The organism is Streptomyces apricus (genome assembly GCF_008369065.1).
Lineage (GTDB): Bacteria > Actinomycetota > Actinomycetes > Streptomycetales > Streptomycetaceae > Streptomyces > Streptomyces apricus.
On sequence record NZ_VDFC01000034.1, the window covers coordinates 11,090 to 35,769 of the forward strand.

The 24,680-nt window shown below is 72.2% G+C and carries 23 protein-coding genes; 12 read left to right on the forward strand and 11 right to left on the reverse strand.

Going from position 1 to position 24,680, the window contains the following annotated elements:
- Nucleotides 1-101: 101 nt before the first annotated feature.
- From FGF04_RS11735 to FGF04_RS11760, 6 genes are all read right to left on the reverse strand, one after another.
- Nucleotides 102-1,559: a dihydrolipoyl dehydrogenase family protein gene (locus FGF04_RS11735; RefSeq protein WP_408055611.1), complete on the reverse strand. Its 1,458-nt coding sequence runs from the start codon at nt 1,557-1,559 to the stop codon at nt 102-104.
- Nucleotides 1,560-1,602: 43 nt separating this feature from the next.
- Nucleotides 1,603-2,166, reverse strand: coding sequence for a hypothetical protein (locus tag FGF04_RS11740; protein WP_149511241.1), 564 nt, complete (start codon nt 2,164-2,166; stop codon nt 1,603-1,605).
- A 216-nt stretch (nt 2,167-2,382) separates the two neighbouring features.
- Entirely contained in the window at nt 2,383-3,027 is a 645-nt protein-coding gene (locus tag FGF04_RS11745) for a cytochrome b/b6 domain-containing protein (RefSeq protein ID WP_149511242.1), read from the reverse strand.
- Nucleotides 3,011-3,766, reverse strand: a complete 756-nt coding sequence (locus tag FGF04_RS11750; RefSeq protein ID WP_149511243.1) for a molybdopterin-dependent oxidoreductase — start codon at nt 3,764-3,766, stop codon at nt 3,011-3,013. Before FGF04_RS11750 ends, FGF04_RS11745 begins: the two co-directional genes overlap by 17 nt.
- 225 nt (nt 3,767-3,991) lie before the next feature.
- Entirely contained in the window at nt 3,992-4,474 is a 483-nt protein-coding gene (aroQ, locus tag FGF04_RS11755) for a gamma subclass chorismate mutase AroQ (RefSeq protein WP_235882285.1), read from the reverse strand.
- A gap of 196 nt (nt 4,475-4,670) precedes the next feature.
- Nucleotides 4,671-5,456, reverse strand: coding sequence for an alpha/beta fold hydrolase (locus FGF04_RS11760; RefSeq protein WP_328596288.1), 786 nt, complete (start codon nt 5,454-5,456; stop codon nt 4,671-4,673).
- Between the two features lie 187 nt (nt 5,457-5,643).
- On the opposite strand from FGF04_RS11760, the gene FGF04_RS11765 reads away from it, so the two are divergent.
- The 4 genes from FGF04_RS11765 to FGF04_RS11780 all read left to right on the forward strand — a co-directional run bounded on the left by FGF04_RS11765 (nt 5,644) and on the right by FGF04_RS11780 (nt 9,042).
- A complete protein-coding gene (locus FGF04_RS11765) occupies nt 5,644-6,336 on the forward strand; it encodes a TetR/AcrR family transcriptional regulator (protein WP_149511245.1) in 693 nt (230 codons plus the stop codon).
- A gap of 315 nt (nt 6,337-6,651) precedes the next feature.
- Nucleotides 6,652-6,921, forward strand: a complete 270-nt coding sequence (locus FGF04_RS11770) for a GlsB/YeaQ/YmgE family stress response membrane protein (protein ID WP_149511246.1) — start codon at nt 6,652-6,654, stop codon at nt 6,919-6,921.
- Between the two features lie 202 nt (nt 6,922-7,123).
- On the forward strand, nt 7,124-7,672 hold the full coding sequence (locus FGF04_RS11775) for a phosphatase PAP2 family protein (protein WP_149511247.1): 549 nt from the start codon (nt 7,124-7,126) through the stop codon (nt 7,670-7,672).
- Between the two features lie 233 nt (nt 7,673-7,905).
- On the forward strand, nt 7,906-9,042 hold the full coding sequence (locus tag FGF04_RS11780; protein ID WP_149511248.1) for a PQQ-dependent sugar dehydrogenase: 1,137 nt from the start codon (nt 7,906-7,908) through the stop codon (nt 9,040-9,042).
- A 77-nt stretch (nt 9,043-9,119) separates the two neighbouring features.
- Here the strand turns inward: FGF04_RS11780 and FGF04_RS11785 are convergent, their stop codons facing one another.
- The gene (locus FGF04_RS11785) at nt 9,120-9,767 is read right to left on the reverse strand and encodes a DUF6461 domain-containing protein (RefSeq protein WP_149511249.1); all 648 of its coding nucleotides are present in this window, start codon (nt 9,765-9,767) and stop codon (nt 9,120-9,122) included.
- A 301-nt stretch (nt 9,768-10,068) separates the two neighbouring features.
- Between FGF04_RS11785 and FGF04_RS11790 the strand changes: the two genes are divergently transcribed.
- Together FGF04_RS11790 and FGF04_RS11795 are read left to right on the forward strand one after the other, a co-directional pair.
- Nucleotides 10,069-10,746, forward strand: coding sequence for a class I SAM-dependent methyltransferase (locus FGF04_RS11790; protein WP_149511250.1), 678 nt, complete (start codon nt 10,069-10,071; stop codon nt 10,744-10,746).
- A 203-nt stretch (nt 10,747-10,949) separates the two neighbouring features.
- The gene (locus FGF04_RS11795; RefSeq protein WP_408055608.1) at nt 10,950-12,215 is read left to right on the forward strand and encodes a cation:proton antiporter; all 1,266 of its coding nucleotides are present in this window, start codon (nt 10,950-10,952) and stop codon (nt 12,213-12,215) included.
- Between the two features lie 93 nt (nt 12,216-12,308).
- Here the strand turns inward: FGF04_RS11795 and FGF04_RS11800 are convergent, their stop codons facing one another.
- On the reverse strand, nt 12,309-13,238 hold the full coding sequence (locus FGF04_RS11800) for an NADP-dependent oxidoreductase (protein ID WP_149511252.1): 930 nt from the start codon (nt 13,236-13,238) through the stop codon (nt 12,309-12,311).
- A 91-nt stretch (nt 13,239-13,329) separates the two neighbouring features.
- Here FGF04_RS11800 and FGF04_RS11805 point away from each other — a divergent pair, with 91 nt between their 5' ends.
- Nucleotides 13,330-13,710: a winged helix-turn-helix transcriptional regulator gene (locus tag FGF04_RS11805; RefSeq protein WP_149511253.1), complete on the forward strand. Its 381-nt coding sequence runs from the start codon at nt 13,330-13,332 to the stop codon at nt 13,708-13,710.
- A gap of 25 nt (nt 13,711-13,735) precedes the next feature.
- Here FGF04_RS11805 and FGF04_RS11810 read toward each other — a convergent pair whose 3' ends face one another.
- On the reverse strand, nt 13,736-14,524 hold the full coding sequence (locus FGF04_RS11810; RefSeq protein ID WP_235882286.1) for an alpha/beta fold hydrolase: 789 nt from the start codon (nt 14,522-14,524) through the stop codon (nt 13,736-13,738).
- 197 nt (nt 14,525-14,721) lie between these two features.
- Here FGF04_RS11810 and FGF04_RS11815 point away from each other — a divergent pair, with 197 nt between their 5' ends.
- Nucleotides 14,722-16,140 carry an RICIN domain-containing protein gene (locus FGF04_RS11815; protein ID WP_149511254.1) on the forward strand — a complete coding sequence of 473 codons (1,419 nt, stop codon included), beginning with the start codon at nt 14,722-14,724 and terminating at the stop codon, nt 16,138-16,140.
- A gap of 15 nt (nt 16,141-16,155) precedes the next feature.
- Here the strand turns inward: FGF04_RS11815 and FGF04_RS11820 are convergent, their stop codons facing one another.
- A complete protein-coding gene (locus FGF04_RS11820; protein WP_235882287.1) occupies nt 16,156-16,707 on the reverse strand; it encodes a hypothetical protein in 552 nt (183 codons plus the stop codon).
- A gap of 85 nt (nt 16,708-16,792) precedes the next feature.
- Here FGF04_RS11820 and FGF04_RS11825 point away from each other — a divergent pair, with 85 nt between their 5' ends.
- Nucleotides 16,793-17,986 carry a serine hydrolase domain-containing protein gene (locus FGF04_RS11825; protein ID WP_235882288.1) on the forward strand — a complete coding sequence of 398 codons (1,194 nt, stop codon included), beginning with the start codon at nt 16,793-16,795 and terminating at the stop codon, nt 17,984-17,986.
- Nucleotides 17,987-18,080: 94 nt separating this feature from the next.
- On the opposite strand, the gene FGF04_RS11830 is transcribed toward FGF04_RS11825, so the two are convergent.
- Complete coding sequence (locus tag FGF04_RS11830; protein ID WP_149511256.1) at nt 18,081-21,047, reverse strand: BTAD domain-containing putative transcriptional regulator; 2,967 nt, start codon at nt 21,045-21,047, stop codon at nt 18,081-18,083.
- 204 nt (nt 21,048-21,251) lie between these two features.
- Between FGF04_RS11830 and FGF04_RS11835 the strand changes: the two genes are divergently transcribed.
- The 3 genes from FGF04_RS11835 to FGF04_RS11845 all read left to right on the forward strand — a co-directional run bounded on the left by FGF04_RS11835 (nt 21,252) and on the right by FGF04_RS11845 (nt 24,630).
- Entirely contained in the window at nt 21,252-22,589 is a 1,338-nt protein-coding gene (locus FGF04_RS11835; RefSeq protein ID WP_149511257.1) for a tryptophan dimethylallyltransferase family protein, read from the forward strand.
- Between the two features lie 69 nt (nt 22,590-22,658).
- Complete coding sequence (locus FGF04_RS11840; protein WP_235882289.1) at nt 22,659-23,891, forward strand: tryptophanase; 1,233 nt, start codon at nt 22,659-22,661, stop codon at nt 23,889-23,891.
- 268 nt (nt 23,892-24,159) lie between these two features.
- A complete protein-coding gene (locus FGF04_RS11845) occupies nt 24,160-24,630 on the forward strand; it encodes a hypothetical protein (protein ID WP_149511258.1) in 471 nt (156 codons plus the stop codon).
- The last annotated feature ends 50 nt before the right edge of the window (nt 24,631-24,680 follow it).

Below are 24,680 nucleotides of genomic sequence, written 5' to 3' on the forward strand. Positions count from 1 at the left end.
ATCGGTGGCGGCGGCGGTGGCGGTGGCGGGATGAGATGCGTCGGCGGACACGTACCGCTCCTTCCTCATGTGGTCCGGGACGTGTGGGGAGGGGTGGCCGGTCAGCGGCCGTACGCCTCCAGCAGCCGCAGCCACACCTCGCTCACGGTGGGGTACGCCGGAACCGCATGCCACAGCCGGTCCACGGGCACCTCGCCGACGACCGCGATCGTGGCGGCGTGCAGCAGTTCCGCGACGTCGGGCCCGACGAGGGTGAAGCCGACGACCACCTTGCGGTCCTCGTCGACGACCATGCGGGCACGCCCCCGGTAGCCGTCGGCGTGCAGGGCCGATCCGGCGACGGCACCCAGGTCGTGGTCGACGACGCGGGTCCGGATCCCGGCGGCCTCGGCCGCGGCGGCGGTCAGTCCCACCGAGGCGAGTTCCGGCTCGGTGAAGACCACCTGCGGCACCGCGCGCTCGTCGGCCGTGGCCGCATGACGGCCCCACGGACCGTCGTCGACCGCCTCGCCCCTGGCGCGCGCCACGATGGCGTCGCCCACGGCGCCGGCCTGGTACTTGCCCTGGTGGGTCAGCAGCACGCGCCGGTTGACGTCCCCGGCCGCGTACAGCCACCCGCCGGCGAGCGGCGCCCCGTCATCCGCGACCACCCGCAGCGTGTCGTCCACCGTGAGCCAGGCGCCCGGCTTCAGACCGACGGCGTCGAGGCCGATGTCCTGGGTGTTCGGCGTGCGGCCGATCGCGACGAGGACCTCGTCGGCCTCGACCTCCTCGCCCGTGGTGAGCGTGATGTGCACCGTGCCGTCGTCGTCGCGCTGCACGGAGCCGGCCTCCGCGCCGGGGAGGACCGAGACACCGGCCTCCCGCAGCGATTCGGTGACCAGTTCCCCGGCGAAGGGCTCCGCGTGCGGCAGGACTCCGTCGCGGGCCAGCACCGTCACGGACGAGCCCAGAGCGGCGAAGGCCGTCGCCATCTCCGACGCCACGACACCGCCGCCGATGACGGCGAGCCGGCCGGGGACCGCACGGGCGGCGGCGGCCTCCCGGCTGCTCCAGGGCCCGGCCTCGGTCAGGCCGGGGATGTCCGGCAGCAGCGCGGCACTGCCGGTCGCCACGACGACCGCATGACGTGCGGTCAGTTCGGTGACGGTGCCGGACCCGTCGGTGACCTCGACGACCCGCTCGGAGCTGATGCGTCCCTGCCCCCGGTACAGCGCGATCCCGGCGGAGTCGAGCCAGGACACCTGTCCGTCGTCCTTCCAGTCCGAGGCGAAGGAGTCGCGGCGGCGGAGCACGGCCGCGACGTCGAGGTCACCGGTCACGGCCTCGCGCGCTCCCGGCAGGTGCCGGACCGCCCGCAGCGCGGACGCGCTGCGCAGGAGGGCCTTGGTCGGCATGCAGGCCCAGTAGGAGCATTCACCGCCGACCAGTTCCCGTTCGACGACGGCGGCGCTCAGCCCGCCCTGCACGAGCCGGTCGGCCACGTTCTCCCCGACCGGGCCCGCACCGATGACGACGACGTCGTACGTGTACGGGTCCGTGTCCATGTGCGTGTCCATGTGCGTGCTCACGTCCGTGTCCGTGCTCGTGCGGTCGTCCATGTCAGGCTTCCTTGGCGGCGCGGCCCAGGCGCAGGGCCGAGATGAGGAAGAAGATGCCACCCGGGACGGCGTACCCGATCGCGCTGGCGAGCGTGGGGTCGTCCGCGCCGGCGGAGGCGACGAACGACGCCCCGGCCAGCACCGAGATGCCGCCGCTGAGGATCATCGGCCACTGACCGCCCATCCTGCGGCGGGGCACGGCCACGATCAGCTGGACGAGGCCGGACACGATCGCCCAGGCCCCCCACACGCGCAGCACCGCGGGGATGCCGGACGCCGCGGCGATGCCCACGCCGACGGCCGCGACGAGGCTGACCGCCATGTTGACGTAGAGCAGCACGGGCGAGCGGGTGTCCCGCGAGGCGTTCGCGTCGACGACGGCGGCGCCCACGTCGAACAGCGGGTACACCACCAGCAGCACGGCCGCGACCGGGCTGATCTCCTTGGCCATGGTGAACATCACCAGGGCCCAGACGATGGCGAACGCGAACCGGACGAAATACAGCTTCCGCAGGGCAGCGGCAGTGCCGGTGAGGGCGGCGGGCTGGGCAACGGTGGTGCTCACGTTGATCCTTTCGGAGGGATGTGAGGGAGGAATGCGGAGAAGGAGGAGTACGGAGAAGGGGACGTCGAGTCGAGTGCGCAGGGCTGCCGGGGCGCCCTTGCGAGACTGAACGTTCTATTCAGTACTTTGGCAAGGGTGGCGCGACTTGTCAAGACCGAACGTTCTACCTACCGGGAGTGGGGCGCGTGACACGCAGGCGCATCAGGAGGTCAGAGGTCAGCGGTCCGAGGACGGCCGCCACAGCGGATGTTCCTGCTCCGCCCAGTCCCGTCCGACCGAGCCGGTGCGCATGCCCCGGCGGGCCTCGGGGTCACCCAGGGCCATGCCGATGTGGCCGGCCAGAACGATGCCCAGGGTGAGCGCCAGCCAGTCGTGGACGAACGTGGCGCTCGTGCGCCACACCAGCGGCGTGAGGCCGGTGAACCACATCATCAGCCCGGTGCCGAGCATGACGAGCGTGGCGCCGGCGCTCCAGGCGGCGTAGAGCTTCTGCCCCGCGTTGAACTTGCCCGCCGGGCGGGAGGACGGCCGCCTGTCCCGGCGCAGCGCCGCGCGCAGCCACCGGCGGTCGTGCGGGCCGAAGCGGTTGAGCAGGCCCAGGTCCGCGCGGAGGGCACGGGAGGCGAGGCCGGCCAGCACCGGGACCGGGAGGGCGAGTCCGGTCCACCGGTGCACGGCGACCACGAGGGCGCGGCGGCCGACGAGTTGGGCGAACACGGGGATGTACAGGAAGGCCGCGGTGAGGACGCAGACGCCCATCAGCACGGCCGTCCCGCGATGGGCCCAGCGTTCGGCAGGGCTGAAGCGCCGCACGCGCACCGGGGTCCGCAGGGTCCGTCCGGCGTCAAGTCGTCGGTTCATCGTCCCGCCCATTCGACCGGCCCACCCACGCGTCGATGTCGTAGCCCCGCTCTTCCCAGTAGCCGGGCCGGACGTCCTCGGTGACGGTGATGCCGGAGAGCCATTTCGCCGACTTGTAGAAGTACATGGGGGCCACGTAGAGGCGGACCGGGCCGCCGTGGGAGTGCCCGATGTCCTCGTCCCGCATGCGCAGGGCGACCAGGACGTCGTCGCGGCGGGCCTGTTCCAAGGTGAGGCTCTCCGAGTACGCGCCGTCGAAACAGGTGAAGCGCACCGCCCCGGCCGAGGCGCGTACCCCGGCGGCGTCCAGCAGGTGGGAGAGCCGCACCCCTTCGAACGGGGTCTCCGGCACCCGCCACCCGGTGACGCACTGGACGTCGCGCACCATGCGGGTCTGCGGCAGCGCCTTGAGGTCGGCCAGGGTGTAGGCCGCCGGACGGTCCACCAGGCCGTCGACGGTCAGTCGGTAGGTCCCGGCGTCCTTGTGCGGTACCGACGTGGTGACCGAGTAGTAGCGGAAGCCTCCCCCGTTCGGGAGCAGCCCCGTCAGGCCGGTCGGGTCGATGTCGGCGGCGCCGCCGAGGAACGCCTCGACGCCGCGCTGCAGCATGGGGGCCGCCAGGACACCCAGCGCGCCGAGGCCGAGGGTGCCGAGGAAGACGCGCCGCCCCACAGGAGCGCCCCGCGTCCCGGGCGGTTCGGATTCCCCTTGTTCGGATCCCACTCGTTCGTCTCCCATGACTTGCTCGTCTCCCATGGGTTCGCCGGACCGGACGACGGTCCTCGTCGGTCAGCTCCGGGCGGTCGTTCCGGAAGAACGGCACACGGACTCCGTGGCGGCCCTGAGGCCTTGGCGGTGGAGCGTGTCCAGCCGTTCCCGGACGGCCCCCGACCCGGCGGCCAGGGCGAGCTGCACCGTGCAGGCGACGGGCCTGTCGCGCAGTTCTTCCGTGTTCTTCAGCTCCTAGAGCAGGGCCGTGGTCAGTCGGTCGAGCCGCTCGCGGATGAGGCCGAGGTCGGGGCGCGTCGTGGGTGCTTCCTGCGGATGGGCACTCCAGCGGGCGAACAGCCCTTTCTGGACGACCTTGCTCGCGGTGATCTGGTCGCGGAAGAACGCCACCGCCGCGTCCGGATCCACTCCGGTGGCGACGGCCTGCGTCCTGACCTGCTCCAGCACCTGTTCCTCACGTGCGGGATCCTCGATGGGCGAGTCGGTGCCGTACTTGGAGGCCGCCACGTCGTCGCTCACCTGGAGGCGTTCGATGACGAGATCGGTCAGAGGGATCAGCCTGCCCAGCGGTTCGGCCGTCCTGACCCCGCCGCTCGGCGCCTCGGTGTGCGTGGGGGCGGGCATGGCCGCGGCCATGGCCTGGGGAACGGCCAGCGCCGTCGTCGCCCCGAACAGTGCGGCGATCGTGGCGTGACGAGTCGTGTTCCTGCGCGACATCACTTGGGTACCTCGGGTCGGTTGTTCCTACGGGTGGGTGGATGTGCCGGGCGTACGGGATGTGCGGGGCGTACGGGATGTGTGTGATCCGACCCCGGCCGCGCCCGCGCCGGCGTCCGCGCGTGGAGAGGGTCGCGGCACGGGTCGGCATGTCGGGCCGGGCCGGTCATGCCCGCGGAGCCGGCGCAGACGTGTCCTACCGGATGCTGCGAGCAGCGTCCTCGATGGTGTGCGTGACCGCGCCGGGACGGCTGATCATCACGGCGTGGGAGGCGTTGACCTCCTCGATGTGCGCGCCGGCCCGCTTCGACATGAACCGCTGGACGTCGGGGGCGATGGCGTGGTCCTGCCGGGTGATCAGGCTCCATGAGGGAATGGTGCGGAACGCTTCCTCGACGCTGGCGTCCGACACCGCCTTGGTGTTGGCGGGCCGCTGGGCCACTGCCAGGTCGGCGGCCGTGGTGCTGTCCACGTCACCGGCGAAGACCTCGCGGAAGTGGTCCGGATCGATGGACACGTCCGTACCGCCCGGGACGGCGGTCGAGACCAGGGGAATGGGCGGCGACGACTTGGCGGCCAGCTCCCCCACCGTCTCCCCCTTCGCGGGGACGAAGCCGGCGATGTAGACCAGGGCCTTGACGTCGGGGTCCGAGGCGGCGGCGTTGGTGATCACCGCGCCCCCGTAGGAGTGGCCGACGAGCACCACGGGACCGTCGACGGCGGACAGATGGCTGGAGACGTACGCGGTGTCGCTCGTGAGTCCCTGGAGGGGATTGGCGATGGCCCGCACCGGATAGCCGTCCTTGCGCAGTCGCTCCACGACCGGCGACCAGCTGGAGGAATCCGCCCAGGCGCCGTGCACGAGGACGACGGTGGGCTTCGGGGAAGAGGGTTTTCCACCGGAGGCCATCGCCACTCCCGGAGCCGTGGTGGCACCTATGAGAGCGACGGCAGCGGCGGCGAGCGTCACGCGACGCGACAAGCGGATTCGCACGGTATGTCCTTTCGGTGCGACTGGAATCGCAGGCTGGGCACGGGGTTGGCCGACTCCTGCCACCCGAGGTGTCGAAACCTTTGAGGGGAGAACGGTCGGTCGCCTCATTAGAGGCGTCCGGTGAAGCCCTTGTCAAGACCGAACGTTCTATCTTGCTCTTTGCTATCGTTCCGGGATGAACACAGACCCAGAAGGTGGAGGCGCCTCCGAAGCGAGAGCGCGGCTGCTCGACACTGCGACCAGAATCTTCTACACGGAAGGGATCCACTCCGTCGGCATCGACCGGATCACCGCGGAGGCCAAGGTGACCCGGGCCACGCTGTACCGGCACTTCACCGGCAAGGAGGACCTCGTCCTCGCCTACCTCGACCGGGCCGACCAAGGGATACGGGGACAGGTCGCCGTCGCCCGGGACAGCGGTGCGTCAGCCACGGACAAGGTCCTGGCCGTCGCCGAATCCATCGCCCGGAGCATCACGTCTCCCGGCTTCCGGGGATGCGCCTTCCTCAACGCGGCGGCCGAATACCCCGACCCGGCCCATCCGATCCACCAGGTCGTCCTGACCCACCGTCAATGGTTCCTGAACACGGTCACAGAGCTGCTGGCGGACACCGGCGATGCGCCCGCCGCCCCGGGCGCCCGGCACCTCGTCATGCTCAGGGACGGCGCCATGGCGGCCGGCTGCCTCTTCGACCCCGAACTGGTGGCCGACACCTTCCTGTCGGGCACCGAAGGACTCCTCCGCAAACGCACCGGCTTGAACTCGGACCCGGGTTCGGGTTCGACCTCGGGCTCAGGCACGGACTCCGGCCCGGGCCCGTCGCCCACCTTCCCCAGCAGATCCGTTACGGCATCCAGGAACCACTGACGCCGGACCGGCACAGCCTGGTGGCCGGGTCCGGACACCGGGCTCGCCCTCGGCGAACGACCGACCGGGCGTCAAAGCCTTTTACGCAGCCGCACGAAGGGAAGTCGTCACCCGAAGTCCGTCGAGCCACCGAGCCGTCGAGCTGGAGAACTGTCGGGCTGCCGGTCCGACTCCGCGGCTCCGGCGCGTCGAGTGCGGCAGGAGGTGGGACCTCCCGAGGGCACACGAACTTCGATCGCCGCGTTTGAAAACGTCTCCGCTGAACACACGGAAGTCCTGACACAGTCTTTATACGACCAGGTAGGAGACACAACCATGGGCATCATCGCCTGGATACTCATCGGTCTGCTCGCGGGCCTCATCGCGAAGGCGCTCATGCCCGGCAAGGACCCGGGCGGCATCATCATCACCATCCTCATCGGCATCGCCGGCGGCCTCCTCGGCGGCTGGCTCGGCAAGGTCATCTTCGGCGTCGACTCCATCGACGGCTTCTTCGACCTCTCCACCTGGATCGCCGCCATCGTCGGCTCCCTCATCCTCCTGGCGCTGTACCGCCTCATCACCGGCAACCGACGCCACGCCTGACCCCGCACCACGCACCACGCACCACCCGCACCACGCATCAGGCACCACCCCGAACGGCTCCCCTCCCACCGAGGCGGAGCCGTTCGGTGCACCCGGAGGAGCCTGGTCCGTGACAGGTGCGGGCCGCGCGAACGAGGCATGAGCGCGAGGCGCCGAGACAGATGCGCGCATACATGCTGATAACCGGGGATATTCGCAGCTCATGGAACTGCTGTCAGATGTGTATCGCGCGGACCGGAGTCTGACCAAACGGATCGCCGCCGGCACCCCGCCCGGTCTGCACCAGGCACTGTCGGTCGCGGAGGAGCTGGCGCGGGGCTCCAAGCTGTGGTGCGGGGCCGCCGCGGTGATGGCCTGTACCGGCGGTCGCCGGGGCCGTACGGCAGCCGTGGCGGGCCTCGCGTCCGTGGCGGCGGCCCAGCTGATCTCCAACGGTGTGTGCAAGCAGCTCGKGGAGCGACGCCGCCCGCCGAAGGAGTGGATTCCGCACGACGAGGTCGAGGACCGCCCCGAATCGTCGTCCTTCCCTTCCGGGCACACCGCGGCCGCCCTGGCCTTCACCGCCGCGGTCGCCCCGACGTGGCCGCTGGCCGGAGCCCTGTGCGCGGTGCCGGCGGCCATGGTGGCCGTCGAGCGCGTACAGTCCGGCGCCCATTACCCGAGCGACGTCACCGCCGGTGCGGCCATCGGCCTCGCCAGCGCCTGGTTGACCCGCCGGGCCCCCCACCTGCTGGTGCGCCACTGGCTGTGACGGCCGGACGCCACTGCGCTCGGGCCACTGCGCTCGGGCCGCTCGCACCCCGCGAGCGGCCCGAGCGCTTTTGGTCTATACCAAACACTCGTGTCCCGCTACCCTCATCCGTAGCGAGCCGACAGCGCACGGTCCACTCCCCCCACCAGGTTGCGTGCCGACGTCCGCGGCACCCCACGACGAGCCGCAGCAGCAGCCGCGACCTGCCGTTCACCGCCTCCAGGAGGAACACGGTGAGAGTTCGCACCAGAAGCACGGCGATCATCGGCACCATCTGCCTCGTCGCCTCCCTCGCCCTGACCGCGGCGTCGGCCGACGAGCGGGACGCCCCGCGGCAGGCGGCGAAGGTGACTCTGAAGAACGTGGCCACGGCCCAGAACCCGACGGCCGGCGCCGCCGGCCCCGGAGGGACGCTCTGGATCGCCGAACGCGCGGGCACGGTGCGGGTCCTGGGCGACAAGGGTCTTGGCGGGCCCGTCCTCGACATATCCGCCGAGACCACCACCGACGGCGAACGCGGGCTGCTGGGCATCGCGTTCGACAAGAGGTTCGCGCACTTCTACATCTCGTTCACGGACCTCGAAGGCACCAGCACGGTCGACGAGTTCGCCGTACGGCACGGCAGGATCCAGCCGCACACCCGGCGTACGGTCCTCACGCAGACCCAGCCCTACGCGAACCACAACGGCGGCGACATCAAGATCGGCCCCGACGGCTACCTCTACATCGCGCTCGGCGACGGCGGCTCGGGCGGCGACCCGCACGGCAACGGGCAGAACCTCGACACGCTCCTCGGCAAACTCCTGCGGATCGACCCGAGGGGCGGCGAGCCGTACGCGATCCCGTCGGACAACCCGTTCGTGGACGACCCGGACGCGCGAGGCGAGATCTGGGCGTACGGGCTGCGCAACCCGTGGCGGTTCTCCTTCGACGCGGGCACGGGCGACCTGCTGATCGGCGACGTCGGCCAGAACGACTGGGAGGAGATCGACTGGGCGCCCGCGAGCAGCAAGGGCGGGGAGAACTACGGCTGGTCGCAGATGGAGGGCACCCACCCCTTCCGCGGCGGCACCGAGCCGGCGAACCACGTGCGGCCGATCCACGAGTACGACCGCACCAACCTCGGCTGCTCGGTGACGGGTGGCTACGTCTACCGGGGCAGGGCGATCCCGGCCCTCAAGGGCCAGTACGTGTTCAGCGACTACTGCGACGGCACCGTCCGCTCCCTGCAGTTGAAGAACGGCAAGGTGACCGGGGTGAACGACCTCGCGGTCAACGGCGGCGAGGTCATCTCCTTCGCCCAGGGCGGCAACGGCGAGCTGTACGTACTCGCCATCGGCGGCAGCATCTCCCGCATCGACCCGGCGTAACGCCCCTCGCCCCGCAAGCCGTCGGGCGGAAGCGGCGGACGGCGGATGCCGCCGCCGCTTCCGCCCGGAGGATGTCGTCAGCCGAGCGGTGCGGCCAGGAGGGGGAGGTCACGTACGTCGTCCAGGGTGAGCGCGAGGCCCGCCAGGGCGCAGGCGGCGCGCATGACGACGTCACCGTCGGCTTCGCCCGGTTCGAAGTCCTCCTCCTCGACGGTGCCTGCCGCCTCGAACGCCGCACGCAGTTCGGCAGGCATGTCGGCAAGGTCCTTGTCCACGTCGAGATCGTCGACGTCGACCCACTCGACCACCTGGCCGTCGACGGCGTAGGTGAGGCTGGCGTCCGCGTTGATGGTGTACAAGCCGGTGGCCGCCGTCCGCCCCTGTGCGGACAGCGCCTCCGTCGCCGTGTCGTCGTAGGTGGCCCCGGAGTCGTCGTAGACGAAGGTCCACGCGCCGACGCGTCCCGACAGCAGCGCGGCGGAGGTCCCCGGTGCGATGCCGAGCGCCGCACCGGGCAGTGACGTCCACGCGTCCGGCTTGCGATCGGGCAGCCGGCAGGGCTGGATCAGCGCGGGCTTCGCGCCCAGTGCCTCCAGTGCTTCAGCCGGTTCGATGCCGCGCACGACGTGCAGGATGTGGTTCGGATCGCCGGTGGCCAGAGCACTGATCCAGATCGGCGATCCGTCGGGGTCGAGCGTGTGCGGCGGGAATCCAGGCGTCGGCATCGTCGGCCTTTCGGGGTACGGATCACGGAGGCGTCCCGCGCGGCGACCTTGCTCAAGTCGAGGCTCAAGTCGGTCCGCAGGAAAGCCTGTTGGGCACGGATGTTGTTCTACAGCATGATCGGGGCGCGGGTCGGGCCAAGGCCCGTCTCACCGAGACCGAGACCGGGACAGGTCGGGTCGGGTCGCGCCGGGCCAGGTCGCGCCAGGCGCTGACACCCGGCCGTACGGCGGAATGGGCGTCGTTTTGCCGGAGTGGCAACAGCACTGGCGTGGCCGGGAGGCCATGGGTGACGGTGGGTCCGTGACAGACAACATCGCAGGATCACCCACGTCCGACAGCCCCCTGCCCACCGACGGATACGTCGGGGATCCCGCGGTGCGGGCCGAGTGGGACAGCCGGTACACCGACCGACAGCAGTTGTGGAGCGGTCAACCCAATGGCGCGCTCGTCGCCGAGGTCGAGGGACTCAAGCCCGGACGCGTGCTAGACGTCGGCTGTGGCGAAGGCGCCGATGCCGTCTGGCTCGCACGCACCGGCTGGGACGTGACCGCGTTGGAGGTCTCGGGCGTGGCGCTGGAGCGGGCCGCGGGGCATGCGCGGGACGCCGGTGTCGGCATCCGCTGGGTGCATGCCGGACTGGCGGAGGCGGCCCTTCCGCCCGCCTCCTTCGACCTGGTCTCCGCGCAGTACCCGGCCCTGCTGCGCACCCCCGACGCCGCGGCGGAACGAGCGCTGCTCGCGGCCGTCGCCCCCGGTGGCGTACTGCTGCTGGTGCACCACGCGGGGATGGACACCCAGCAGGCGGACGACAGGGGGTTCGATCCGGCCGACTACGTCTGGCCCTCGATGGTCGCCGCCCTGCTCGACGACGACTGGGTGGTGGAGGTGGACGAGCAGCGGCCGCGGGTGGCGCCCGACGGCGGCGCGGGCGCGCACCACACCGACGACGTGGTCCTGCGGGCGCGCCGACTGCGCTGACACCCCTGCGCGCCCACACCGAATGTTCGGTATGTCGTCATCGTAATCGTATTACCTTGCCACCACGTGGGTACGCGGGCGGAGTCAAGATCGCTCCGCTGACGTGAGGACGTCTTCGTGCCGCGGTGGGGGACCACAGCTTCGAGCGGCACGTGCGGAGTCGCTCGGTGGTGTGGTGAAAGGACGGGCACAGCCCAGTGACGATGGCCGATGGACTCTTCGCGTGCCTGGGTGTGGGCGCGCTCGGCGCGGCGGTGCTGCCGCGCCTGGTGGCCGGACGGCCGCTCTCGCTGCCGCTGGTGTTCCTGGCGGCCGGCATCGCCGTGTACCTGCTGCCCCTGCCGCTGCCGGAGATCGACCCGGTGGACGACCGGCTGCTGACGGAGCACGTCACCGAGATCGGCGTGATCGTCGCCCTGATGGGTGCCGGGCTGGCCCTCAACAGGCCCGTCGGCCGAAGGCGGTGGGCCACCACCTGGCGGCTGCTGGGCGTGACGATGCCGCTGACCGTCGTGGTCATGGCTCTCCTGGTCTGGTGGCTGCTGGACTGGCCGCCGGCCGCGGCCCTGCTGCTGGCCGCCGTGCTGGCGCCGACCGATCCGGTGCTCGCCTCCGAGGTACGGGTGGGCGAGCCCACCGAGGACGAGGACGACGAGGACGAGGTCCGCTTCGCCCTCACCAGCGAGGCGGGACTCAACGACGGGCTCGCCTTCCCCCTGACCTACGCGGCCGTGGCGCTGGCCGCCGCCGCGGGCGCCGGGTGGTCCGTCGACTGGGTCGGTTCCTGGGCGCTGGAGGACGTGGCGTTCAAGTGCGTCGTCGGTGTGCTGGGCGGGCTGCTCGCCGGGCGGTTGCTGGGCTGGCTGTTCTTCCGGCCCCGCTCGCCGGAGCTGCGCCTGTCGGAGCACCGGGAGGGCTTCGTCGCCTTGGGCGCCACCTTCCTGTCGTACGGGCTCACCGAGGTGCTGGGCGGCTACGGCTTCCTCGCCGTGTTCACCACCGCGTGCACGATACGGGCGGCCGAGCGCACCCACGGCTTCCACAACGTCCTGCACGACTTCGTGGAGCAGATAGAGCGCCTGTTCACCGCCGGGGTGCTGTTCCTGTTGGGCGCCTTCATCGCGTTGGGCGGCCTCTCCGCCCTGACGTGGCGGGGCGCCCTGGCCGCACTGGCCCTGCTCCTGGTGATCAGGCCGCTCGCCGGGTGGACCGGGCTGCTCGGCAGTTCCCTGGGGCGCAAGGAGCGCTGGGTGGTCGCCGGGTACGGCATCCGCGGCATCGGCTCGTTGTACTACCTCGCCTACGCGCTGGGGCAGCACGACTTCCTGGTGCCGGAGAGGGAGCTGTGGGCGGTGGTGACGTTCACCGTACTGGTCTCGGTCGTGCTGCACGGTGTCACGGCGGGACCGGTGGTCGGCCGCCTCGACCGGCAGCGGTCGGAGGCGTCCCCGCAGCAGCAGGGCACCTAGGTGACGCGTACACGCGTACCGGCACGGCTCACGCCGGCCCATCGTCCCGTCGTCCCGGGAAGCCGCAGCCCTCTCCAGCCCTCTTCGGCGGGCTCAGACCGTGAGGACGAGCTTGCCTCGGAGGTGGCCCTCGTCGAGCAGCCGGTGGGCGTCGGCGACGCGCTCGAACGGGAACGTCCGCTGCACGTGGACCCGTAGCCTGCCCTGTTCGACGAGTGCGACCAGGCCGCGCAGGGCGACCGGGTCGGGGTCGACCGCGACGCCGCTGAAGCGCAGGCCCGCCGCCTCGTACCTGGCGACGAGCTTCGCGTCCTCCTCGGCGACGGCCGTCACCAGGTGACCGCCCGGGCGGAGCACGTCGAGGGACCGCTCGGCGGCGTCACCGCCGAGCGTGTCCAGCACGACGTCGACGTCACGGACCGCCCCGGTGAAGTCGACCGTCCTGTAGTCGATCACCTCGTCGGCGCCGAGCTCCTCGACGAACGCCCGCTTGCTCCCGCCCGCGGTCGTGATCACGTACGCGCCGAGCGCCTTCGCGATCTGGATCGCGACGTGGCCGACCCCGCCACCACCGCCGTGGACCAGGACGCGGTCGCCCTCGGTCACACCGGCGAGGTCGACGAGGCCCTGCCACGCGGTCAGCCCGACGACCGGCAGCGCCGCCGCCTCGACGTGCGGGAGCGACGCCGGCTTGCGCACCAGGTGCAGCGCGGGCGCCGCCACGACCTCGGCGTACGCGCTCGCCGCCCGCGGGAACAGCGGCATGCCGAACACCTCGTCGCCGGGCCTGAACCGCCACGTCTGCGCCGCCTCCTCCACGACGCCGCTGAGGTCCCAGCCGAGGGTGAACGGCGGCCGTCCGATCAGCGGGAACTCGCCGGCGCGCAGCCGCGCCTCCAGCGGGTTCAGCCCGATCGCCGCGACCCGGACGAGAACCTCGGTCGGCAGGGGCCGGGGCTCGGGCGCGTCCACGACGGTGAGCACCTCGGGACCGCCGAGCGTCCGCTGGGTGATGACTCGCATGACTCTCCTGGCTTCGGAAGGGGGGAGGCATCCCAGGCTAGGTTTCCGACAGGAACCACCGGGTAACGCAGGCGCGGGTACCTTGGGCGCCATGAGCGCCTTCGGTCCCGGTCATCCCTTCCTCGCCGACTGCCCGGCGCGTCTGGCGGTCGAGCTCATCGCCGACAAGTGGACGGCGGTCGTGCTCTTCGGCCTCAGCCGGGGCCCGGTGCGCCACGGCGAGCTGATCGAGCTGATCGGGGGCATCTCCCGCAAGGTGCTCACCCAGACGCTCCGACGGCTCGAAGCGCACGGGCTCGTCCGCCGTCGCGCCTACGCCGAGGTACCGCCCCGCGTCGAGTACGAGCTCACCGCGCTCGGGGAGACGCTGATCGACCCGATCCACACGCTGACCGAATGGGCGAGGGCGAACGGCGACGCGGTGCTCGACGCGCTGGACGCCGCTTCCGAGCCGCTGGCCGACAGCGGCTGAGGCCCGTCGGTGCGCGCCGGGCAGGTCACTCGGCGACCAGCGGTCGCGCCCCGGTGCCCTCTCCGGCAAACCCCAGGATCTGCCGGGCGGTGCGGCCGGGCCGGCTGAAGTGCACCGCGTGGGCCGCGCCGGGCACCTCGGCGAACCGGCCGCGGGGCAGTTCGGCGGCCACCCGCTCGGCCCAGGGCCGGGGAGCCACCCGGTCGTTCGCACCCCTCGTCACCAGGGTCGGCACCTCGATGCGGCGCAGACGCGCCATGAACGGACCCGCCGCGTCCTGCCGTGCGTGGTGGAACTCCGTGAGGAACCGGGCCGCGCCGGTGATCAGATAGTCCGCGGCGGCCAGGGCCAGGAGCGACGGCGGTTCCTGCGGCGCGTCGGCCAGCAGGCGCAGCAGTTGCCGGGCCGGGGACAACCGCGTCGCGTCGAGTGCGGGGCCGATGAACACCATGCGCCGCACCAGGTGCGGGTTCTCCGCGGCGAACGCCGCGGCCACCTGGCAGCCGACCGAGTTGGCCACCAGGACACAGGGACCGATCGCCGCGGCGGTGTGCCAGCGCAGCAGCGCCTGTGCGGTCGCGTCGACGTCGAGGGTGCGCCGGACGGCCCGCCTGGAGCGGACGTTCCCCGGCAGGTCGGGGACCAGCACGGTGCGTCCCGCGGCCGCCAGCGACCGGGCCAGCGGGGTGAAGTAGCGTCCCGACAGGCCGAGTCCGTGGACCATGACGACCACGGCGCCGTCCGGGGGCCAGGGGCCGAAGCGCCGGGTGTACAGCCCCGTGACACGCCCCGCGTGCCGGGTCGCCGGGTTCACGGGAGGGACGGTCACAGGGCGTGTAGTTCCCCCGCTGCTCCGGATCACTCACAAGATCACCGCACGGTATACGTTCTCCGGGCGGGGTCGCCCCGCCGGTCACGTCGGCCTTCGGGCAGCCGGTGCCGCCTCTTCGGGCAGTGATCGTGCCCCGATGCTTCCTGACCAGGCACCGAGGGTGCGTTTAACGTCCGGGGGTGAGCCTTTGGACTTCTCTGGAACCCGCCTCCGCGACCGTGGACCCGGGTGGCAGTACGACGGTGCGGCTGCGTCTGCGCAACACCGGTGACGTCGTCGACGAGTACCGCTTCGAGGCGGTCGGTGACCTGGCACCCTGGACGGTCGTGGAGCCGCAGGTCCTGCGGCTGTACCCGGGGACGACGGGTTCGGTGGACCTGACGTTCGCGCCGCCGCGTACGCCGGACGCGACGGCGGGTCCCAACCCGTACGCGGTACGGATCACGCCGACCGAGCACCCGGAGGCGACCACCGTCCCCGAAGGCAACCTGACGATCACCCCGTTCACGGAACTGCGGGCGGAGCTGGTGCCGCCGACGGTCAAGGGACGGTTCCGCGGACGTCCCAAGCTCGCGGTGGACAACCTTGGCAACACGAAGCTGACCGCCTCGATCGGCGCCAGCGACAACGGCGATCAGTTGTCGTACGACATCCATCCCTCCAACGTGCAGATCGAGCCGGGGCGCGCGGCGTTCGTCAAGACGACGCTCAAGCCGAGGCAGATCATCTGGTTCGGTTCGAAGGAGGACCGGCCCTACACGCTGGCCGTGCAGCGCTCCGGAGTGACGCCGCTGGACGTGCAGGGGACGTACGTCCAGCGAGGCTTCCTGCCGCGCTGGCTGGCCACCTTCCTCGGCATCTTCGTGGCGTTGGCGATCACGTTCGTGATGCTGTGGATCGCCTACCAGCCCAAGGTCACCAGCGCCGCCAAGGAGAAGCTCCAGGAAGCCGGCGTCAGCACGCTGGCACCCTCCCCCTCGGCGACCCCCGAGGCGCCGAAGGCCCCGTCCGTCGAGCCGGTGGCCTCCCAGCCCGCCGCCCCGGAGACCTCCGGCGSCTCGGGSGGCGGAGCGGGGGGCGGGCAGCCGAAGCCGGAGGAGAAGCCGAAGAGCGTGGTGCCCGCGAGCAGCGTCCTCCTGCGGAACACCTCCACCAAGAAGTGCGCCGACATCCCGGGCGACGGGGAAGGCGCGAAGGACGGGCGGGTCCAGCAGCACACGTGCGACGAGAGCCCCGACGACAACCAGCTCTGGGACCTTGAGGTGCGCTACCCGAAGCTGGGCCCCGGCGGCACCCCCCTCTTCCAGATCCGCAACGTCAAGGACCAGTTCTGCATGGACCTGCCGGGCTCCGGAGCGCAGCCCGTCCATGCGCCCGTCTCCGAGTTCCCCTGCGACGGCACCACCGCCGACAACCAGCTGTGGTGGATCGACGAGCAGGACGACGGCGTCTACTGGATCCGCAACTACGCGAGCAACAACAAGTGCCTCGACGTGGGTGGGAACAGCCCCACCGCCGAGGACGTGCGTCTGATGCTCTTCGACTGCACCAACACCGACGACCAGGAGTGGAACGTCGTCCGTCCCTCGGAGTCCTGACCGGCCGGGCACGCATCACAGACGGGCGGACGCGGGCGTCTCCAGCACCTTCTCCTCGTCGTCGGTGAAGGCGCCGGACGCGGTGGCCCCGCCGAGGAGCGCGGTGACGAGCGCCGCGGCGACGGCGAGGGTCCACCGCGTCCGCCACGACCTGGTGCGCGCCGGTGCGGCGACCACGGGCGCGTTGATCACGGGTGCGGTACCCGTGGATACGGCGTCTGTGGGCGCGGCTGCCTCAGGTGCGGGGCCGCAGGCGATGTCGGTGCGGGCGTCCAGCCATGCCTCCGCCTCGGAGCCCCGGATTCCGCAGGCCGCGACGAACGCCGCGACGAGTTCCTCACGGGGAAGCCGTTCCCTGCCGAGCATGGTCGCCGCCGTGGAGTACGGCAGGGAGTGGCCCGCGTCGGCCGCCCGGCGTTCGAGGCTGCGGTAACTCAGACCCGACCAGGCCTTGAGCCGCCGCAGCGCCGCCACGAAGGCGGCCGCGTCGGTGCGGGGCGGTGTGGGCGGTGCGGTGGTCATGACGGCGGTCCCCCTGATGAGCTGGACGTACACGGGCTCGCACAAGCTCGAACACCCTGACAGCTTGAGGAACGGCGGCGGCGACGGTCAACCTCGGTGCGGATTCCCGAGGTCGGAGGTCATAGTTCATATGGATCATGTGGATCTGTCCCGCGGTCGTCGCACCCGCGCCGCCGTCACCGCCCTGACGACCCTGCTGATGCTGGGCGCGTGCACCGAGGTCGGCGGTGCCGGGCGGCCGGGCACCGGGTCGGCCGCGGAGCCGGCGACCGGTTCCGCCGCGGCGGCCCCGAAGGCGCGCGTCGGGGAGTCGGTCGCCGACTTCCTCCACCGCGTCCTGCCCGCCGGGGCAGGCGGCACCGTGATCGCCGCGCGCGGCGGCGAACTCGCGCACTGCGGAGGTTTCGGGACGGCGGACCGCGCCTCCGGCACTCCCGCGAGCTGCCGCACCGTGTACGACGTCATGTCGATCACGAAGCAGTTCACCGCCGCCGCGATCCTGAAGCTGGAGGTGATGGGGCGGTTGCGGGTGAGCGACCCGGTCAGCAGGTTCCTGGGGCCGGTGCCCGAGGACAAGCGCGCTCTCACCATCGACCAGTTACTCTCGCACACCTCGGGTCTCGTGGAGTCGGTCGGCGACGACTACGAGCCCGTCTCGCGCGACGGCCTGGTGCGGCAGGCGCTGGCCTCGGAGCTGCGGTCGGCCCCGGGGCGGGAGTTCCACTACTCGAACACCGGGTACAGCCTGCTCGCCGCGATCGTCGAGGAGGCTTCCGGGGAGGGGTACGAGCCGTTCCTGGCCCGGCACCTGTTCGGCCCGGCCGGCATGGAGCGGACCGGTTACGTCCTGCCCCGGTGGCCGCGGGACCTGGTCGCGGTGGAGTACGACAGCGAGGGGCGCAGCCGGGGCAGGCCGTTCGACCACCCCTGGGCCGCCGACGGGCCGTACTGGCACCTGCGGGGCAACGGCGGCATGCTCTCCACCGCCGAGGACATGTTCCGCTGGCACCGGGCCCTCTCGGGGGACGAGGTGCTGCCGGAGCGGGCCAGGCGCAAGCTGTTCGCGCCCCGCGTACGGATACCCGAACTGGACGAGGCGTACGGCTACGGCTGGGTCGTCCGTGAGACCCCGGAGGGACGGGTCGTCTGGCACAACGGCGGCAACGACTGGTCGCTGGCCTACCTCACGAGGTCGCTGCGCGACGACGTCCTGGTCTACTGGGTGAGCAACCACGCCTACCGGGACGGCAAGTGGAACCTGGAGGACCAGGCGGAGGAACTGACGAAAGGCATCGCCGACCGCGTCCGCGCCGAGGGCCCCTGAACCGCCGAACCGTGAACCGCTGAACCGCAGATCGCTTCGAACGGTACGGACCCGGGCCGGGTCGACCCGGCCCGGGTCCGTCGCCGCCGTCGTCTCATGTCCCGGGCGGCCCGCCCTCCAGGGCGAGTCGCAGTCCGTCGGCCGTGGACGCGCCGCGGGCCCGGGCCGTCGCGTACGCCTCCGCGCCCAGCGCCGTACGCACCCGGCGTTCGGTGTCGAGGTGGGCCTGGTGGAACGGGCGCAGGCCGGTCAGTGCCACGCCTGTGTCCTGCCGCAGGCGATGGGCGACGCCGAGGAGCCATGCCGCCCGGGTGGAGCGGCCGGTGGCGGCGACCGTCCAGGCCAGCGTCTCCAGCCCCCAGACCGGTCCCCAGCTGTCGCCGATCCGCCGTTGCCGTGCGAGGGCCGCCCGCAGGGGAGCGAGGGCCTCGCCCGCTTCCCCGTGCCGCAGCTCCACCAGTCCCGTGCACCACTGGGCCCAGGTGCGGGCCCACTCGGCGCCGCTCGCCTCGGCCTCGGCGACGTACGTGCCGCAGGCCGCGCGGGCCGAGGCGCTGCTGCCGAAGAACGCCTCCGCCATGGCCCACAGCATCGTCGCCATGTGCGCGTCACCGGCCTGCCCGGCCGCCCGGAACCGCTCCCGTGACCGGGCCAGCAACGCGACGCAGGACGGATCACCCCGTACGAGCATGGCGTGCGCCCCCTCGATGTACGTGACCGGCGCCGACGACGTGCCCTCGGGCAACTCGGCGGCGCGTGCGCGGCATTCGGCCAGGAACGTCTCGGCGGCCGGGTTGTCCCCCTGGCACAGGGCGATCCACGCCTTCATCGCCAGTGCCGCGGCGACCAGCGCGGGTGCGGGCGCCGCGACGGCCGGGCCGTCGGCCCGCAGGCGTTCCAGCCAGTGCCGTCCCTCCCCCAGGGTGCTGCTGAAGAACCAGCACCGGGTGCGGGCCAGGTTGACGGCGATCTCGATGCCCGCCCCGGTCAGGTCCGGCCGCGAGGCGCAGTAGTCGAGGGCGGCCCGGAGGTTGGGCAGTTCGGTGCGCAGCCGGACCAGCCAGTCCACCTCACGCGGCCCGCACCATTCGCTGCCCGCCCGCACGGCCGTCACGCGGTAGTGCTCGCTGTGCCGGGTGCGCAGCCGCGTCGTACCGCCCTCCTCGTCGAGCCGCTGCCGGCCGTACTGGCGGATGGTCTCCAGCAGGCTGTACCGGGCGCGGTCCCCCGAACTGTTGACCAGCACGATCGATTTGTCGACCAGCCCGGCCAGCAGGTCCAGCACATCCTCGCGGGCGATGGCCCCGCCCGCGCAGACCGATTCCGCGGCCTCCAGGTCGAAGCCGCCGCAGAACACGGAGAGCCTGCTCCAGAGCAGCCGTTCCCCCTCGGTGCACAGGTCGTGGCTCCAGTCGACGACTCCGCGGAGCGTCTGCCGGTGACGGCTGGACGTGCGCGCCTGCGGCACGGACAGCAGGCGGAACCTGTCGTCGAGGCGCTCCAGCATCTCCTCCACCGTCACCGCGCTCAGCCGTACCGCCGCGAGTTCGATGGCGAGCGGGATGCCGTCGAGGCGCCGGCACAGCTGGGCGACCGCGTCGCGGTTGCGGGCGGTGAGCCGGAAGGCCGGGGCGGAGCCGCAGGCACGGTCCATGAACAGGCGCACGGCCTCGGAGCGGCACAGCGGATCGCCGGCCGGTGGGCGGTCGGCGCCGTCGGCGTGCTCGGAGTCTCCGGCGTGCTCGGGTGCGCGGCCGTCGGTGTGCTCGGCCGCGTGGTCGTCGGTCCCGGGCAGGGTGAGCGACGGAACGGTGACCACGTGTTCCCCCGGCGTCCCCAGGCGGTGCCGGCTCGTGGCCAGGACGCGCAGTCCGGGTGCGGCGCGCGCCAGCCGCAGGACCAGTGCGGCGACGTCCTCCACCAGGTGTTCGCAGTTGTCCAGCACGAGCAGCATGCGCCGGTCGCGCAGATGGCTGACGACGGCTTCCACGGCGGGCCGCGCGGACTGGTCGCGCAGTCCGAGCGCTTCGGAGACGGCCCGGTCCAGGAGGTCCGCGTCGTTCAGCGGGGCGAGGTCGGCGAGCCGGACCCCGTCGGCGAAGGCCGGGGCGGCATCCGCCGCGACGCGCAGCGCGAGCCGTGTCTTGCCCACGCCGCCCGTCCCGGTGAGGGTGACGAGCCGGGCGGTCCCCAGCAAGGCGCGTACGTCGGCCACTTGGGCCTCACGGCCGACGAACGTCGTCATCTCGACCGGCAGGCCGCCGTCCCGGGACGGCGGGACCGTCCCGTCCTTCCGTGCCCCGTCCAGGTCCGGGGCCGCGGCCAGCAGCCGTCGGTGCAGCCGCTTCAGCTCCGGTCCGGGAGCGACTCCCAGCTCTTCGGCGAGCAGTCCGGTCACCGTGCGGTAGCACTCCAGCGCCTCGCCCTGCCGTCCGCAGCGGAAGAGCGCGAGCATCCGCTGCGCCCAGAAGCGCTCGCGCAGCGGATGCTCCGCGATGAGTCCCCGCAGCTCCGGCAGTACGGCGGCGGCCCGGCCCAGGGCCAGGTCCGCTTCGATCCGCAGCTCCAGCGCGTCCAGACGCTGTTCGTCCAGGGCCGGTACGACGTCCTGGAGGAGATGTGTGGGCAGGTCGCACAGCGGATCACCGCGCCACAGCCCCAGGCCCTCGCGCAGCAGGGGTGCCGCGCGGGCCGCCGCGTCCTCCGCCAGGGCGGTGCGGCCCTGGCGGACGAGGGCGGTGAAGCGGTGCAGGTCCAGGGTGTCCGACGCGGCTTCGACCACGTAACCGTGGGGGCGGGTGCGTACGGGGGCGCCGTCCGGCGGGCAGTCGAGCGCGCGGCGCAGGCGCAGGACGTAGTTCTGCAGGGTGTTGCGTGCGCGCCCGGGCGGCTGTTCGCCCCACAGACGGTGCACCAGGCTCTCGACGGTGACCACTTGGTTGGCCTCGGTGAGCAACGCGGCGAGCAGCAGCCGGACCTTGGCGGCGCCGATGTGGACCGGCTGTCCGTCACGCCGGACTTCGAGGGGCCCGAGGACCCCGAACTCGTACCGCGCGCTCATCGCTCTCCCCAGGTCGCCCGGCGCCGGACACCGGCATCAGGCAGCGGCACCGGTACCGGTGCCGGGCAGTCACGATCATAGAACGCTGCGTCACCGCACCGCGACCATGCGTAACCGCCGCGTGACCGCGCAGTGACCGGCGCGGAGGCCGTGGCGGTCACGGKGGGGTCCGCCACTCAAGGACCTCTCCTCTGGAGCCCGCGCATGACCCCGACCCTTCCACGACAGCCGAACCGCGCCTGCGCGGACACGAGACGGACGGCGTACGCCGAGGCGGTCGCCGCCGTCGCCACGGACGCCGGGACATCCGGCACCGCGGCACCGGGTGCGGTGACTTCGCGTACGGCAGCCTCCGGTGCCGTGACCCTGGGCGAGCACGTGGGAGGGCAGTTGCGCCGCCTGTGCGGTGCGGCGGGGTTCACGGCCGGCGGCCGGGCCCCCGGGGACGCGCTCACCGACCTGCTGGACCTGCTCGGTCCCGTGGCCCGGCGTCCCCTGGCCGCGGGGCCGCCCTCACCGTCGTTCGTCTGCGACGACCACTCCCCCGTCGAGTTCTCGCTCTCGTTCCCCGCCGCCGGCTCCCCTGCCGTACGCGTCCTGGTCGAACCCGGTTGCGGCGCGACCTCGCTCGCGGACAACGGGCGCCTGGGGATGCAGGCCCTGAAGGCGCTCGCCGCGCGCCATGGCTTCTCGACCGAACCGGTGCGCCGCGTCGAGGACCTCTTCCTCCCGCCGGCGATCCAGGGCTCCTTCGCGCTGTGGTGTGCGATGGACCTGCGGCGCGACGGCCCTCCCGGCATCAAGGTGTACGTCAATCCGCAGGCGCACGGGCCGGACCGGTCGGCCGACGTCGTGCGGGAGGCGCTGACCCGGTCCGGGTTCGGCCGGGCCTGGCCTGCACTGCGGGAAGGGGCGCTGTCACGGGGGCACGGGAAGGACGTCATCCTGTTCGTCGCCCTGGACCTGGGCCGCTGGCAGGCACCGCGGCTGAAGGTCTACGTCGCCCACCACGGCGCCACCGCCGCACAGGTGCGTGCCGTCTCCCGTCTGATGCCGGGTGGACGGGCCGAGGACGTGGACGAGTTCTGCCGCGCCGTGGGAGGGGATCCTGGGCACTTCACCCGCCGGCCCCTCGTGTCCTGCCTGTCCTACACCGCACACGACCTCGAACGCCCCAGCGGTCACACCCTGCACGTACCGGTCCGCGACTACGTGCCGGACGACGCGGTGGCCCTGGGCCGCGCCACGTCCGTTCTTCAACGCCACCGCACCGAGCCGGACACGGACACGAAAGCGGACACGGAGGCCGACGCGGACGCGGGCGTCGGCGCCGTCGGTCGCGCGCTGATCGCCATGACACCGCGCCGTGCGTCGGACGGGGTGGGACTGATCACCTACGTGTCCCTCGTCCGGAGCCGCCGGCAACCGCCGCGCGTGACGGTCTACTTCTCGCCGGAGGCCTACGGGGTCCGTCCCCCGCGCGCGGCGGAGCGACAGCTCCCCGCCGACGCCGACGGCCACCGGTGCCGTACCGCCGGATGACGGACGCCGAGGCGGACGAGGGACGGGCACGGAGGACGGAGTGCCGCACATGCCAGGAGGGGAACGCGGGTGGAACCGTACAGGATCAAGGTCGTCGAGCCGATCGCGGTCACGACGAGGGAGCAGCGGGAGCAGGCCCTGCGCCGCGTGCACTACAACCTGTTCGGGCTGCGCGCCGAGGAGGTCATGGTCGATCTGCTCACGGACTCCGGGACGGGTGCCCTGTCGGCGGCGCAGTGGGCCGCGGGGATCACCGGCGACGAGTCATACGCGGGTTCACGGTCCTTCCACCGCTTCCGGGAAGTGGTCCGGGACCTCACCTCGTACCCGTGCGTCCTGCCCGTCCACCAGGGCCGGGCGGCGGAGCGGATCCTCTTCTCCTCCCTGCTCGCCCCGGGACAGGTCACGGTCAGCAACACGCACTTCGACACCACACGCGCCAACGTGGAACTGAACGGCTGCCGGGCGGTCGACCTCCCCTGCCCCGAGGCCGGGGACCTCGACAGCGACGAGCGGTTCAAGGGGAACATCGACCTGGTCCGGCTGGAAGAAGCTTTGCGCGGCCCGGACGGTCCGCGGATCGCCCTGGTCGTCATGACGCTGACCAACAACGGCGGTGCCGGTCAGCCGGTCTCCATGGACAACCTCGCCCGGGCGGCCGCGCTGTGCCGTGGTCACGGGGTTCCGCTGTTCCTCGACGCGGCCCGCTTCGCGGAGAACGCCTGGCTCGTCACCCAGCACGAGGCGGCGTACCGCGGCATGAGTCCGCGGCAGGTCGCCGAGCGGGCGTTCCGGCTGGCCGACGGCTGCCTGATGAGCGCGAAGAAGGACGGCATCGCCCACATCGGCGGTTTCCTCGGACTGCGCGACCGGGCGCTGGCCGAGCGGTGCGAGCTGCTGCTCATCGCCACGGAGGGCTTCCCCACGTACGGCGGCTTGGCCGGACGGGACCTGGACATGGTCGCGCAGGGACTCGTCGAGGTCACCGATCCGCGCTATCTGCGCTCACGCGCCGAGGCGGCCCGCCATCTCGCGGGGCTGGTCCGCGACGCCGGGGCCGACATCGTCGAGCCGCCCGGTCTGCACGCCCTCTACCTCAACGCCGGACGCCTGCTGCCGCACATCGCCGCCCACCGCTTCCCCGGCCACGCACTGGCCTGCCAGCTCTACCTCGAAGGCGGCATCCGTTCCGTGGAACTCGGATCGCTCTACCTCGGCGAGGAGGACGGGAACGGCGAGCCCGTCACCGCGGCGCCCTACGAACTGGTGCGGCTGGCCCCCCCCGCCGGACCTACGGCCTGAGCCATCTGAACCACGTCGGCGAGACCCTGGCGGCCGTCGTGAAGGCCAAGGAGCGCATTCCGGGCTACCGGCTCATCGAACAACCCGCACTCCTGCGCCACTTCCGCTGCAAGCTGGAGCCCGTCCCTCACGGCTGACGCCAGGGGGAGGGACGCCGTCCGCCGGCTTCCGGGGGAGGCGTGGGCTGTCACAACCTGATCACAGAGCTCCGGCGGTGGCTTCGGGCGGCGGATGATGCCCTCTCCGTACGCGTCGTCCCGGGGGAACCATGAAGATCCGTACAGTCGCCTGCGCCGCCCTCCTCGTGCTCGGCGCCGGCCTCACCGCCTGTGGCGGAGCGCATGAGGCCGATACCGATACCGATACCGATACCGACCCCGCCGCCTGCAAGGCCGCGATGCGCGAGCAGCTCCGTGACGCCATCGCAGCCGGTGCGTCGGCCGCCCCCACCACGCGCCCCTCCCCGTGCGAGGGCGTCGACGCCGGGACGCTCCGGCGCTACACGGGTGAGCTCATGGCCGAGCAGGTCGGTGACGCCCTCGACGGTTCCCTGCCCGAGGCCACCACCACGACAGGCGTCACCCCGGAGTGCCGGGCCTGGATCGAGGACGAACTCCGCAGCACGGGCGGTGGCATCGACTTCACCGAGGGTTCCACGATCTGCGGGAACCTGCCCCAGGACGAGCTGACCGAGGTCGTCGAGGACGTCACCGCCGACCTGCTGTCCGCCACGCCCTGACCGGCCGGAGAACCCTTTTGGCGGTCACGGTGTACCGGGTGTCCCTGCCG